Genomic DNA, 13,868 nt, shown 5'->3' on the forward strand with positions numbered 1-13,868 from the left:
AAGCACGAACCGTCGCAAGAAGCAGCGAACCGTTGACGCTAAGTAGCGAACCGTCACAGGAACTAACGAACCGCCGACTGTACCGGCGTCGTCGTAGTCACCGTTTCTGGCGCGAGCGACGGCGCGAGGGAGCGGAGGGTGATGCCGTCGGCGGCGAGCCACCGTTTCTGGCGCGAGCGACGGCGCTTCACGGCTGCACACCCATACCGTCACCTGGATCGCCGCCGCGCGCCCGGCAAACAGTATCCTCAGGGAAGTGGACTGAGCGCATTCATCCAAGCCCGAGGCTGCAACGCCCATGCAGTGTCCTGGGGAATCGCGTCGAGCACCTCGCGGATCACCGCGTCGGGATCGCGCAGCGCCGGCGTCTTGAAACGCACTACACGCCAACCGGCCCGCTTGAGCCGATCCTGTCGAATCCCCTCCTGGAACACCACGTCATCACCCGCGTACTTCAGTGCACCATCGAACTCGACGTCAAGCATGATGTCCGGCCAGGACAAGTCCAGGAAGTACTCATTGTTCTCGGCAACGACCCGGTACTGGAGTTCCGGTTGCGGTAGCCCGGCCGCCAGGAGAATCCGGCGCAGCTCGCTCTCACCTGGCGACTCCGCCCAGGGAGACAGCAATTCTAGTAAACCGCGGGCTCGGCCGGTCCCGTTGCGGTGGCGGTACGAATCTATCCGTGCCTCGACATCGGCAACCAATTCCTGCCACCGCATGTTGGCCTCCCGACTCCGCCAGTGGTCGGGGTGGCAGTGCACTCTCAGCATTGAGTCACCCGCCACCAGCGCGTCTGCAGGCGGCAGGTCGAGCAGGCAGTCGGTCAGCGTGCGTGCGAGAGAAGTAACCGGCACACCATTGATGGTGACAATGTCATTCGGCCCCAAGTCTTCGCGATAGTGACGCCGTAGCGCCACCGGGCGCCCCAGCCGCTCTGCGCGGTCCAACGGGATTCGACCGCTGGCGGGAGCCCGCCTCGCGAGCGTCCCACCGTAGATCACCTGCGGGAGGGCAACCACGCCCCGGCCCGGCCGATAGGGACAGAAGACGTCAATATCTGGCTCAGATCGGCGGATCGACCCACCGTGCATGATGACGGCAGTCTCGTAGGCGATCGCAGTGATCCTTTTACTCGCGCGGACTGCCGCGAATGCCCTGGCAATCGTCACTTCACGTTTCTGGGCCCAGTGCGCGGCAGGAGCCTGTGGCAGCAGTGCCATCCCACGCATTAGCGGGATAGCGGAAGCGAGCGTCTTACTGCCATATCCGGTCGTTGCGATGACAGTCGGTAGCGCGGCGGTGGAGGCATGCTTGGTCATGCGCCCAGCTTGAGAGACAACACGGGACCTTGCATCCGGCCCTGTGAATGGCTGTCGGCAGGGGGTGCACGAAACGCCCCTGTGAACTCCGGCAACTGACGGCAGGTTGACGGTTCATCACCTACGACGACGGTTCGTCAGGTAGCACCCACGATTCGTCATGAACCGCGACGGTTCGCGGGATAGACGCACGAACCGTCGCAAGAAGCAGCGAACCGTTGACGCTAAGTAGCGAACCGTCACAGGAACTAACGAACCGTCAGTCGACGGCGTCGCGCTCGGCGATCTCGACGACGTTGGCCAGCAGCAGCGCACGCGTCATCGGGCCGACTCCCCCGGGGTTCGGGGACAGCCAGGCGGCCACCTGGTCGACGCCGTCGGCGACGTCACCCATGATGCGGCCCTTGCCGGTGTCCGGGTTAACGACGCGGGAGACCCCCACATCCAGCACCACCGCTCCGGGCGCGACCATATCGGCGGTGATGATGCCGGCCGAGCCGGCGGCGGCGATGACGACATCGGCGCGGCGCACGTGCTCGGCCAGGTCCCGGGTGCCGGTGTGGCAGACGTCGACGGTGGCGTTGACGTCCTTGCGCATCAGCAGCAGGCCGATGGAGCGGCCCACGGTGACGCCGCGGCCGATGACGCACACGTTCTTGCCGGCCAGGTCGATGCCGTGGCGGGTGATCAGCTCGATGCAGGCGCGCGGCGTGCACGGCAGCGGCGAGGTGATCGGACCGGTGCCGCGCAGCACCAGGCGGCCGAGGTTCGTGGGGTGCAGGCCGTCGGCGTCCTTGTCGGGGTCGACGCGCTCTAGGATGGCGTTGGTGTCGATGCCGGCGGGCAGCGGCAGCTGGACGATGTAGCCGGTGCAGGCGGGATCGGCGTTGAGGCGGTCAATGGCGGCCTCGATCTCGGCCTGCGTGGCGGTGGCGGGCAGGTCCACGCGGATCGACTCGATGCCGACCTCGGCGCAGTCGGCGTGCTTGCCGGCCACGTACTTCACGCTGCCGGGGTCCTCGCCAACCAGCACCGTGCCCAGACCGGGGGTGATGCCACGCTCACGCAGGGCGGCCACGCGCCCGGCCAGTTCGGTCTTGAGGGCGGCGGCGGTCGCCTTGCCGTCCAGGACGCGGGCGGGACCACTCCACGGGGCCCTCACTGGACCAGCCCCGGGTAGAGCGGGAAGGCGTCGGTGAGCGTGCGCACGCAGCCGCGCAGGGAGGCGAGCAACTCGTCGTCGGCGTTGCCGGCGGCGCCGGCCACCAGGGCGGTGGCGATGATCTCGGCAACCTCGGTGAACTCCGCGGGCCCGAAGCCGCGGGTGGCCAGGGCCGGGGTGCCGATGCGCAGTCCGGAGGTGACGCGCGGCGGGCGCGGATCGAAGGGGACGGCGTTGCGGTTGACGGTGATGCCGGCTTCGTGCAACAGGTCTTCCGCCTGCTGGCCGTCCAGGGCGGAGTCACGCAGGTCCACCAGCACCAGGTGGACGTCGGTGCCGCCGGTGACCAGCTTGATGCCGGCGGCGGCGACGTCGTCGGCGAGCAGGCGCTGGGCGAGGATGGAGGCGCCCTCAAGCGTGCGGGCCTGGCGGTCCTTGAACTCCTCGGTGCCGGCGATCTTCATGGCGACAGCCTTGGCGGCGATGGCGTGCATGAGCGGACCGCCCTGCTGGCCGGGGAAGACGGCGGAGTTGAGTTTCTTGCCCCACTGCTCGGCGCGGTTGGTCAGCAGCATGCCGGAGCGGGGACCGCCGAGGGTCTTGTGTACGGTGGTGGACACGACGTCGGACCACGGTAGCGGGGAGGGGTGCGCTCCGGCGGCGACCAGCCCGGCGAAGTGCGCCATGTCGGTCCACAGGGCGGCGCCGACCTCGTCGGCGATGGAGCGGAAGGCCTCAAAGTCGAGGTGGCGGGGGTAGGCGGACCAGCCGGCGATGATCACGCGGGGGCGCTCGCGCAGGGCGGCCTGGCGCACCTGCTCCATCTCGATGCGGTGGGTGGTCTCGTCCACACCGTAGGCGGTGGCGTGGTAGTTCTTGCCGGAGAAGTTGATCTTCATGCCGTGCGTGAGGTGACCGCCGTGGGCGAGCGACAGGCCGAGGATGGTGTCGCCGCCGTTGGCCAGGGCGTGCAGGACGGCGGCGTTGGCCTGGGCGCCGGAGTGTGGCTGAACATTGGCCCACTCGGCGCCGAAGACGGCCTTGGCGCGCTCGATGGCCAGGGACTCGGCGACGTCGACGACCTCGCAGCCGCCGTAGTAGCGGCGCCCGGGGTAGCCCTCGGCGTACTTGTTGGTCAGCACGCTCCCCTGCGCCTGCAGGACCGCGCGCGGCACGAAGTTCTCCGAGGCGATCATCTCCAGGGTCCCGCGTTGGCGGGCAAGCTCGTCGTCGAGGACGGCGGCGATCTCCGGATCGAGGTCGGCCAGGGACTGGTTGTTTAGGGCGGTGCGGGCGGTGGCCGCGGAGTCGGTCATGGCTCTCCTGATGTATGCGCAGCGCGGGCCGCGCGTTGGCGTCGACCTCGGCCCAGGCGGGCGACCAGGTTCTCCATTCCTGCGTCCCGAGCCAGCGCGGGGTGCGAGCGGTCCCGTGACGTGCCGTCGCTCCCCGGTGGTGACCACCTTTTCGCCAGTCGCGACGACGGCCCCATGCTAGCGCCGACGGCGCGGCAGGGCCAGGCGGGGAACTCGGAGATCACATGCGCCAGCAGACGTAGATCACAAGTATATGACAGCTCTCTCATACTGGCACGCTCACCGTCTCTACAGATCTACTGTCAAGCATCCTCTCAGACAAAGGAGTCCCGTGACACTCTCAGCTCCCGCCCGGTCCGTGTGGGCGAAGTCCGGATACGATCCCGAAAGCCGCGTATGGCTGCCGCTGTGGCTGCACCTGCTGGACAGTGCGGCCGTGGCCGAGCACCTGGCTCGCAACTGGCTGGCGCCGACCGTCCGGGATCTCATTGAGCGCGAGTTCGCCGAGTCCGATTCTGGCCTCTCCCCCGTCGACGAGTTCTGTCTGCTGGCTTCCTGGATCGCAGGCGTGCATGACATCGGCAAGTGTTCGCCGGCTTTCTCCAGCAAGGTCCCGCACCTTGGTGATCGGATGCGAGAAGTCGGCCTGCGGCACGAGCCGCTCGACGCTGACGACCGCCGCAGGCTGCCGCACGGCCTGGCTGGGCACCTCGTCCTCCAGCGCTGGCTTCGCACGGAGTACGCCGGTACCCGGGGTGGCCGCACGGCGCTTGCCTCCGTCGTCGGGGCCCATCACGGCATCCCTCCCACTACGGCAAACCTCACCACCGAAATCGCAGGACGCGACCACTTGCTCGGTGACGAGCCCTGGGCCGCCGCACGCAGCGAGCTACTGAATCTGGTGACAAGCAGGACCGGCGCTGCTCCCCTGCTAGGCGCATGGAGTCGCCGAAAGTGGTCCCAGCCGTTCCTGGTCGAGCTATCCGGCCTGGTCATCGTGGCCGACTGGATCGCTTCAACCGAGGACTATTTCCCGCTGCTTCCCTTGGACGACGACGGCGCCACCCTGCTGCCACCCGACGCGCATGCTGTCCGTGTTCAGCGGGGCCTGTCGCCGCTGGAGATCCCGACGCCGTGGCACCCGCGCGACACCGGCATCGATGCCGACTCGCTGCTGACACAGCGGTTCAAGCTGCCCGACGGCGCGTGCGCCACCGATGTTCAGACACAGGCGCTCGATGCCGCCCGCACCATGGAGCTCCCCGGGATTCTGGTCGTTGAGGATTCCACTGGTGGGGGCAAGACCGAGTCGGCGCTCATGGCCGCCGAGGTGCTTGCCGCGCGCACGGGACGGGCCGGTATCCTCTTCGCCCTGCCGACCCAGGCCACCACCGACGCCATGTTCTCCCGCAAGTTGGACTGGCTGGACGCCGTCGAGCGGGCATACGCCGACGACGGCGCTCCCTCGGACTTCGCTGTGCAGTTGATTCACGGCCGCGCCCGTCTGAATGAGGAGGCACGGGAGCTACGGCGCCGCGGGTACCAGTTGCGGGACCGGTTGTTCGGTTCTCTCGGCGGCGAGCGGGCGGACGGTCCCCGGCCCGCGGGCATCGGCTGGGACGAACAGGAGGCGCGTAGCAGGCAACCGCTTGACGCAGCAGGGCGGCGCGCGGCGGACGTGGCCATCATGGCCTGGTTCAACGGGCGGAAGAAGTCGATGTTGTCGGACTTCGTCGTCACCACCGTTGACCATCTGCTGTTCGGCGCGATGCGCTCGCCGCACCTGGCGATGCGCCACCTGGGCCTGTCCCGCAAGGTAGTTGTGGTCGATGAGGTGCACTCCTACTCGACCTACATGAACACCTACCTTGACCGGGCGCTGACCTGGCTGGCCGCCTACGGCGTGCCGGTGGTGCTGCTATCCGCAACGCTGTCGGAGGCACGCTGCACGGCGATGGTGGATGCGTACCGCCGCGGCCTGCAGCTGTCCAACGGTCAGCGGCTTAGCGAACGCTCCAACCCCGAGACGATCAATACGCCCTTCCCGTGCTTGGTTGCTGCCGGTCGCGAATCCACCAAGGTCATCCCGGTTACCTCCGCGGGGCGTCGCTCCACCGCCCAGATCCGACAGCTCGGCAAAGACGGTTTGCTGTCGCTGATGGAGGACAAGCTCGCCGACGGCGGCTGCGCCCTTGTTGTCCGCAACACCGTCGGGCGCGCTCAGGAGACCTACGAGGCTCTGCGCGAGCACTTCGGCGACGACGTCACCCTTAACCATGCCCGCTTCACCATCGGTGATCGTCTTGCCAAGGACGCTGAGCTGCTCCGCCGCTTCGGCCCGCCGCGCAACCATCCCGAACGCCCGCATCGCGCCATCGTCGTTGCCACGCAAGTGGTGGAGCAGTCTCTAGACGTCGATTTCGACCTGCTCGTCACCGACCTCGCTCCCGTCGACCTGGTGCTTCAGCGCATGGGGCGACTGCACCGCCATCAGCGCCCGCGGCCGCCCCGGCTCGCTACACCCACCTGCTACATAGATTGGCTTCCGCCAACGGGTTCAAGCGAGCCTTCACTTGAACGCGGAGCTGCGACGATCTATGGCGGGCACGACATGCTGCTCAGCGCCGCCGCCTTACGCAGCGTCGTCGACGCCAGCGGCATCGTGAGGGTGCCCGACGACGTCCACGGACTGATCGAGGCCGTCTATGGAGCTGGCGCCAACGTGCCACCGGCGTGGCAGAACGCGCTCGCGCAAGCGCGAGACGCCTACGCGCAAGAGCTCCAGATGAAGCAGAACGCCGCGCGGGCGTTCCTCCTGGAAGAACCCAAGAGCAGTGGCAAATCCACTTCGCTGATCGACTGGCTTCACACTACGGCGTCGGACAACGAGGAGACCGGGCACGCGCAGGTCCGCGACGGCGAGGACTCGCTGGAGGTTATGCTGCTCGAGCTTCACCGGGAGGGAGGGCAGGAAGAACTGCGCACGCTGATACACGCACCCGAAGCCCCCGGAGCTCCGATTCCGACGGATCAGGTTCCCAGCCGGGACGTTGTACGGGCCATGGCGATGTCCTCCGTGCGGCTGCCGGCGGGTGTCACCAGGGGAGACAAGCTAGACCGGGCGATACAAGAGCTCGAAATTCGTGTCGTACCCGCGTGGCAGGCTGATCCACAGCTCCGGGGGCAGCTCTTCCTTCTCCTCGAGGACGGCCGGGCACAGCTGGCCGGGACCACACTCGAATACTCATCCACCACCGGGCTAAAGGAGGTCCGCAACGCATGACAGCAAGCTTCAATCTTCTCGACGAGCCCTGGATCAGGGTGACCCGACTCGACGGCATGCCCGCTGAGGTCTCTCTCCTCGCCCTCTTCCGCGATGCACAAGACATTGAGGGCATCCACGGCGACATCGCCAGTCAGGACATGGCGATTCTGCGTCTACTCCTAGCCATCTGCCACCGGGCCATGGACGGTCCGGAGGACCTGGACACGTGGGAGGAGTACTGGGACGAAGCGGGAAGGCTCGGGACGGACGCCGCCGCCTATCTGGAGCGCTTCCGGGATCGATTCGATCTGCGCGACCCCGAGCAGCCGTTCTTCCAGGTGGCCGGGATTCACTCGGCTTCAGGCAAGATCTCGGGCTTGGAGTCCCTGATCGTGGACGTGCCCAACGGCAATCCCTTCTTCACCACCCGTATCGCCGAGGGCCTGGATGCCATCGGTTGGGCGGAGGCCGCCAGGTGGCTGGTACACGTCCACGCCTACGATCCCTCAGGTATTCGGTCCGGCGCCGTTGGCGACCCGCAGGTAAAGAATGGAAAGGGATACCCGATCGGCCCGGGCTGGACCGGCCAGATCGGCGCCGTAGCTGTAACCGGAGAAAACCTGGAGCGCACGCTGCTGCTCAACACCGTAGTCTGCGAAGCGACCGGGGGTCTGCGCGAAGTCAATTCGGAGCTCGACCTCGCCCCATGGGAGCGAGATCCCGATGGCCCGGCAGGTGCGCCGGCACTGGAACCGACCGGCCCGGTCTCTTGCTACACGTGGCAGACGCGGCGCGTCCTGCTGCACGGTGACGACGAGTCGGTGACTGGGCTCTTCCTCGGGAACGGGGACAAGGCAACCCCGCAGAACCGTTTCTCCGTTGAGCCCATGACGGCGTGGCGCTTCTCCGAGCCGCAGACCAAGAAGCTCAAGGCCCCCGTCTACATGCCGCGCAAGTTGCCGACGGATCGGGCCTTCTGGCGGGGTTTGTCCTCGCTGATCGCGCAGCTCAGCCCCTCGCTGACAGTCAAGGGCGCAGGAGAGGTGACCAGGTTTATGTCTCCCGGCGTGGTGGACTTTTACCAGGTGCTCATGATGAATGAGATCGTTCCGATGTCAGGCCTCATACCGCTGCACGCCACCGGCATTGCATACGGTTCGAAAGAGGCCGTCGTGGAGGAACTGGTGGACGATGTCCTCGCGTTACCGGCCCGGTTGCTCGATCCCAAGGAAACGCGCTTGGTTGCCGTGGTCCGGGACGCCATGGAGCAGACCGAGCAGGTAGCCGGTGCGCTACGCAATCTCGCCGCAAATCTAGACCGCGCCAGTGGCGGCAGCCCGGACACGGCCACGGCAGCCCGCGACCGCGCCAGCACCGCCTTCTACCAGGTGATTGATGAGGAGTTCCCCCGTTGGCTCGCTTCCCTGGCGGAAATCGACCCGACGGCGGGGCGTGATCAATGGCGGACGCTTGTGCTCTCGGAGGCCTGGCGTCAGCAGGACGCACTCGCTTCCGCCGCACCGGAGACGGCATATGCCGGGCGAGGCGAAGGTCCCGGACGCATGGACGTCAGCCGTGCTCTGGTCTTCTTCCGTGCGGCGCTCAACAAGATCATCCCTCCGCCCGATAGCGAGGACACACCCAATGATGAAGAAGAGAGGACAGTTGCATGACGCAGCAAGAAGCTGATGCTCCCAAAGGGCCCCAGAGCACAGCGCCACCGCAAGAGCCGAGACGCAGACTTCGAGAGAACGCCGGGCAACTCGTGGATAAGCGCCTAGGCGGGCCCAATGGCCTCCAGGCACGCTACCTGCGCAATGAGTCTCAGGGGCGCGCCGACGTTGCCGCCCTACGCAAGGCGGCAAGCCGCCTCCCCGGGGAGCTCCCCGAGGTCTGGTCGTTGACCGCCGTGCCTGTAGTGTCCAGTGCCGGAGACGCTCCCACATGGGAAGAGCTCGCCGTGCACACCGCCATGACCCTGTATGCCGTGCATCAGCAGTCGCGGACCGAAGGGATGTTCCAGCCCGGAGTAGGCCTTGGCCGCGCGGCGCGCGACTTAATCGGTCCGCACGACCAGGAGAACCCCTCCGCGCGGGCACGGTTCAACGCCCTGGTGACCTCAACCACTATCGGCGAGCTACGCCATCATCTGCGGAGTTTCGTCTCCCAGTTGCGCGCCCACCGCATCCTCCTGGATCACGCCATGCTCGCCGACGACCTAGTTGACTTCCAACGTCCGGGAGGTGCCAAAGACGTCCGACTGAGGTGGTCCCGCCAGTACGGCCGGCTCACTGCCACCGACGACTCCACGTCACCCACCGGCACAACAACTATCGATTCCGCCCCCACACCTTCAACCCCGGAGAACTGAAATGAGCACCTACGTCGACCTCCACATCATCCAGAACCTGCCGCCGTCCTGCGTCAACCGCGACGACTCCGGCTCCCCGAAGTCAGCCGTCTACGGTGGCGTGAGACGGCTTCGCGTCTCCAGCCAGTCCTGGAAGCGGGCCACGCGCCTGTACTTCAACGAGCTCCTGGACGCCTCCGACGTCGGCATCCGCACCAAGCGCGTCGTAGAACTGTTGGCAGACAGGATCGCGGCTGAGGCGCCCGACCTCACCGAATCCGCTCCCGCACTGGCTGAGGAAGTATTCAAGGCAGCCAAGATCAAGTTGTCTCCGCCGCGGGGAAAGAAGGACGCTCCGCAGGAGTCCGGCTACCTGCTGTTCCTCTCAACGAGTCAGGTCGCGCGACTGGCAGTACTGGCGATAGCTGCCGCTAGGAGCGGCGAGAAGCTTGACGCCAAGGAAGTCAAGAAGATATTCAAGGAGGCCCACGCCGTCGACGTGTCGCTGTTCGGCCGCATGGTCGCTGATGACACCGACCTCAACGTAGACGCTGCCTGCCAGGTTGCGCACGCGATCTCCACCCACGCCGCCGAGAACGAGTATGACTTCTTCACCGCCGTCGACGACGCGAAGTCACGCTCCGAAGAGGAGGACGCCGGCGCCGGCATGATGGGTACGGTCGAGTTCTCCTCGGCAACGGTGTACCGGTACGCCACCGTCAACCTCGATCTGCTAGCCGAGAACCTGGGCAACAGCGATGCCGCCCTGCGCGCCCTTGAGGTCTTCGTCAAGGGTTTCTGCCTGTCCATGCCGACGGGCAAGCAGAACACCTTCGCCAACCGGACCGTGCCCGAGGCGATTGTTGTTTCCGTACGTGACGATCAGCCGGTCTCACTGGTGGGAGCCTTCGAGCAGCCGGTCCGTACCGACGAGACCCGCGGCTACCTTGCCCGCTCTGTCGAGGCGCTCGCGGAGCATGCGCACGCGGTGGAAGGCACCTACGGCCTGCGGCCCGTCGCGAGCTTTATCGTCTCCCTGAAGGACTCCGACGCCGTCGCATCCTTGGGCGAACGGGTCTCCTTCGCGGATCTGTCCGGCCGTCTGCGGGAGACCGTGGCTGCACGCGTAGCCGACGAGGAGCAGGCCTGATGGCTGTTCTCCTGCTACGACTCGCCGGCCCTATGCAGGCGTGGGGGGTGAAGTCTCGTTTCACCGTTCGCGCCACGGAACTTGCCCCCACCAAGAGCGGCGTGCTCGGCATGCTCGCCTCCGCCGTCGGCCGGCGTCGGACAGATCCGATCGAAGATCTGCTTCGGCTCCGCTTCGGCGTCCGTAAGGACCAGCCCGGCACTGTGATCCGCGACTTCCACACCGCCCGATCGCTCGACGGCAAGGACTCCATGCCACTGTCAGAGCGCTACTACCTCACCGATGCCGTATTCCTGGCCGGAATCGAGGGAGACGATGCACTCCTTCAAGGGCTGGACGAGGCGGTCAAGCATCCCGTCTTCCCCCTGTATCTGGGTAGACGGTCGTGTCCGCCGACGCAGCCTGTGTCCTTGGGACTGCGTGATGCGCCGCTTTACGATGCCCTCAGGGAGGAGCCGTGGCTGGCCTCGCCGTGGTTCCGTCGGCGCCATCGACACTCGGCTTTCAACGCCGAATTACTCCTGGACCTGGATGCCGTGCCCGAAGAAGAGCACAGGGGCGATCTCCGCGGAAGTCGTGATGTTCCGCTGTCCTTCGATCCGCGCCGGCGCGAGTACGGGTTCCGTCAAGTAGAACGGCTGGAAGTACCACTGACGGCACCGGCGGATAAGCCGTCTTCATCAGTGGATGCCCACGATCCGATGGCCGATGTGGAGGAGGCCGCACAGTGTTCCTGACGAAGATTGGCCTCGATCCGTCTCGGCGCCTGGCTCGCAAGTACTTGGGTTCGCCGCAGGTCATGCACGCCGTCGTCATGAAAGCAGCGGGAGAAGATTCTGGGGACGGCGCAGGTAGGGTCCTGTGGCGGGTTGACCCCGGAGCATCTACCTCGCTGTACTTGCTCACCCCCTCGGAGCCCGACTGCACACAGCTCGTGGCCGATGCCGGCGTTCGTGATTTGCAGGCCCGAACTCTCGACTACTCGCCGTTTCTGAACCAGCTTGACTCTGGCCAGCTGTGGGCGTTCCGTCTAGCCGCCAACCCCTCGCGCTCAGTCGCTCAGGGACCCGGCAAACGGGGAAAGCGGTACGGCCATGTGACCGTTGAGCAGCAACGGCAGTGGTTGATAAACCGCACCCCCAACTACGGATTCGAGCTTGTCCCCACCGAAGGGGACGACGACGAAGCAGCGCAGTCCGTCGTCGTCGTCCGCCGAGAACGTCCGATCTTCAACCGCCAGCGCCCCGACGCCGAAGTGCGCGACCGAGTCACGATCAACCGGACCGTCTATGAAGGCGTTCTGCAGGTGACCAATCCGGACAAGCTCCGTCATGCGTTAGTGGCGGGTATCGGGCGTTCAAAGGCCTATGGCTGCGGACTCCTGACTCTCGCAAGAGTGGGACGGCGCTAAACCATGGCCCGGATGCTGCCGGTTCCCGTGACAGCGCTCCCGCGCGTGCAGGACCGCATGACGTTCCTCTATGCGGAGCATTGTGTAGTGCATCGCGAGGACGGAGCGCTTACTGCGCGCAATGACCAGGGCACTGTCCGGGTCCCGGCAGCCTCATTGATCGCGGTGCTTTTGGGGCCCGGAACCTCGGTGAGCCACCAGGCCATGTGTCTGCTGGGTGAGTGTGGAACGACCGCCGTCTGGGTGGGAGAACGGGGCGTGCGCTATTACGCGCACGGACGCTCGCTGGCCACCTCCACCCGTTTATTGGAGGAACAAGCGGCCAGAGTCTCCTCGCCACAGAAGCGTCTGCGGGTGGCCCGTGAGATGTACTCCATGCGCTTCCACGGCGAGGATGTCAGCGGCCTCACCATGCAGCAGCTGCGCGGTCGAGAAGGCGCCCGCGTGCGCGAAATCTACCGGGAGAACTCGCGCAGGACCGGCGTTCCCTGGACCCGCCGCGACTACCGACCCGACGACTTCGAGGCCTCGGATCCGATCAACCAGGCGCTTTCCGCCGCCCACGCCGCCCTGTACGGGGTAGTGCACGGCGTCATTGTTTCGCTGGGTTGTTCGCCCGGCTTGGGCTTCGTACATACCGGGCACGAGCGTTCCTTCGTGTACGACATCGCTGACCTCTACAAGGCGGAGACGACGATCCCCATGGCCTTCGATGTCGTTGCCGAGGGCATGGAAGATCTGAGGGGCACCACCAGGCGCCGAGTGCGCGACAAGGTGTTCGAGCTACGCGTCATCGAACGTGCCGTCAAGGACATCCGTGGCCTACTCGGCGTCGAGGAGGAGGAGGACCTGAGCGTCAACGTGGTCTCCCTGTGGGATTACCAGCGGCGACTAGTTGCCGGTGGCGCGAACTATTCGGAAGAGGATGCAGGCGGATGGTAGTGCTGATTCTCTCCGCCGCACCTGCTTCTTTGCGCGGCGCCATGACACGTTGGCTGCTCGAAGTGAGCCCGGGCGTGTTCGTCGGGCATCTGTCCGCCAGGGTGCGTGAACAACTATGGGAGCTCGTCAGGGCATACATAGGCGACGGTAGGGCACTGCTCATCTGGTCTGCGCGCTCTGAGCAGCACTTCGAAATCGCATCACTTGGTCATGACCGCGATCCCGTCGATATCGAGGGCTGCATCGTGATGCGCACACCGTACCGGCAGATCGAAGGGGCCAAGTCGATTCCCGGCGCAGTAAAGCCCGCCAAAGAATCATGGTCGATCGCAGCCAGACGCCGCCGCTTCCGCAACACGGCGGAGCGGGCACTAGGTCAGCAGTAAAGGAATCACGTGTAGAATCTGCCTTCGGGGCGTTGGGAATCCAAGGATCTACAAGCGTCGACCCCGCGCGAGCGGGGATGATCCCCGGGCCGACGGCGGGGACCTGCTGGACCGCGTGTCGACCCCGCGCGAGCGGGGATGATCCCTACGTGGTCGGGCATGTGTCCTCCAGGATCGACGTCGACCCCGCGCGAGCGGGGATGATCCCACGCCGTTCTTGTCGGGGATGCCGTAGTTGAGGTCGACCCCGCGCGAGCGGGGATGATCCCACGGTCAAACCATCATCGCGATAACTCTCGCCGTCGACCCCGCGCGAGCGGGGATGATCCGATGGCCCGCTCCCAGAGGGGCCGCGATTACCTGTCGACCCCGCGCGAGCGGGGATGATCCGTTGAAGGACCCGTCCAATGTCGCGGTTCTTAAGTCGACCCCGCGCGAGCGGGGATGATCCTCCCAAGGCATTCGGAAAGCAGATTCTCTGATGGTCGACCCCGCGCGAGCGGGGATGATCCAGCAGCTGAGGATCTTAATGGTGCTATTGAGAAGTCGACCCCGCGCGAGCGG

The 13,868-nt window shown here is 66.1% G+C and carries 11 protein-coding genes and 1 CRISPR repeat array (1 of these 12 only partly in view); of the genes, 8 read left to right on the top strand and 3 right to left on the bottom strand.

What is annotated here, in order from left to right; translation table 11 throughout:
- Positions 1-248 precede the first annotated feature (248 nt).
- From CWT10_RS12215 to glyA, 3 genes are all read right to left on the bottom strand, one after another.
- Positions 249-1,322, bottom strand: coding sequence for a hypothetical protein (locus CWT10_RS12215; protein WP_128683472.1), 1,074 nt, complete (start codon positions 1,320-1,322; stop codon positions 249-251).
- Positions 1,323-1,581: 259 nt separating this feature from the next.
- Complete coding sequence (locus tag CWT10_RS12220) at positions 1,582-2,484, bottom strand: bifunctional methylenetetrahydrofolate dehydrogenase/methenyltetrahydrofolate cyclohydrolase (RefSeq protein ID WP_103062182.1); 903 nt, start codon at positions 2,482-2,484, stop codon at positions 1,582-1,584.
- Complete coding sequence (gene glyA, locus CWT10_RS12225; RefSeq protein WP_103062183.1) at positions 2,481-3,800, bottom strand: serine hydroxymethyltransferase; 1,320 nt, start codon at positions 3,798-3,800, stop codon at positions 2,481-2,483. The genes CWT10_RS12220 and glyA overlap by 4 nt, the downstream gene beginning before the upstream one ends.
- A 331-nt stretch (positions 3,801-4,131) precedes the next feature.
- Here glyA and CWT10_RS12230 point away from each other — a divergent pair, with 331 nt between their 5' ends.
- From CWT10_RS12230 to cas2e, 8 genes are all read left to right on the top strand, one after another.
- Positions 4,132-7,083 (top strand): CRISPR-associated helicase/endonuclease Cas3, encoded by a 2,952-nt coding sequence (locus tag CWT10_RS12230; protein ID WP_103062184.1) that lies wholly within the window; start codon positions 4,132-4,134, stop codon positions 7,081-7,083.
- Positions 7,080-8,738, top strand: a complete 1,659-nt coding sequence (gene casA / locus CWT10_RS12235) for a type I-E CRISPR-associated protein Cse1/CasA (protein ID WP_103062185.1) — start codon at positions 7,080-7,082, stop codon at positions 8,736-8,738. The genes CWT10_RS12230 and casA overlap by 4 nt, the downstream gene beginning before the upstream one ends.
- A gap of 92 nt (positions 8,739-8,830) precedes the next feature.
- Entirely contained in the window at positions 8,831-9,436 is a 606-nt protein-coding gene (casB, locus tag CWT10_RS12240; protein ID WP_233188031.1) for a type I-E CRISPR-associated protein Cse2/CasB, read from the top strand.
- A gap of 1 nt (position 9,437) precedes the next feature.
- Positions 9,438-10,565 (top strand): type I-E CRISPR-associated protein Cas7/Cse4/CasC, encoded by a 1,128-nt coding sequence (gene cas7e / locus CWT10_RS12245; RefSeq protein ID WP_103062187.1) that lies wholly within the window; start codon positions 9,438-9,440, stop codon positions 10,563-10,565.
- Positions 10,565-11,302, top strand: coding sequence for a type I-E CRISPR-associated protein Cas5/CasD (gene cas5e / locus CWT10_RS12250; RefSeq protein ID WP_103062188.1), 738 nt, complete (start codon positions 10,565-10,567; stop codon positions 11,300-11,302). Before cas7e ends, cas5e begins: the two co-directional genes overlap by 1 nt.
- Positions 11,293-11,976: a type I-E CRISPR-associated protein Cas6/Cse3/CasE gene (gene cas6e / locus CWT10_RS12255; RefSeq protein WP_103062189.1), complete on the top strand. Its 684-nt coding sequence runs from the start codon at positions 11,293-11,295 to the stop codon at positions 11,974-11,976. Before cas5e ends, cas6e begins: the two co-directional genes overlap by 10 nt.
- Before the next feature lie 3 nt (positions 11,977-11,979).
- Complete coding sequence (gene cas1e, locus CWT10_RS12260) at positions 11,980-12,918, top strand: type I-E CRISPR-associated endonuclease Cas1e (RefSeq protein ID WP_103062190.1); 939 nt, start codon at positions 11,980-11,982, stop codon at positions 12,916-12,918.
- Positions 12,912-13,304, top strand: a complete 393-nt coding sequence (gene cas2e, locus CWT10_RS12265) for a type I-E CRISPR-associated endoribonuclease Cas2e (protein WP_103062191.1) — start codon at positions 12,912-12,914, stop codon at positions 13,302-13,304. The genes cas1e and cas2e overlap by 7 nt, the downstream gene beginning before the upstream one ends.
- A gap of 56 nt (positions 13,305-13,360) precedes the next feature.
- Positions 13,361-13,868: direct repeats of the CRISPR family, unit length 28 nt; unit sequence GTCGACCCCGCGCGAGCGGGGATGATCC (it continues 8,739 nt past the right edge of the window).

The sequence above is a fragment of the Actinomyces qiguomingii genome (assembly GCF_004102025.1).
Taxonomy (GTDB): domain Bacteria; phylum Actinomycetota; class Actinomycetes; order Actinomycetales; family Actinomycetaceae; genus Actinomyces; species Actinomyces qiguomingii.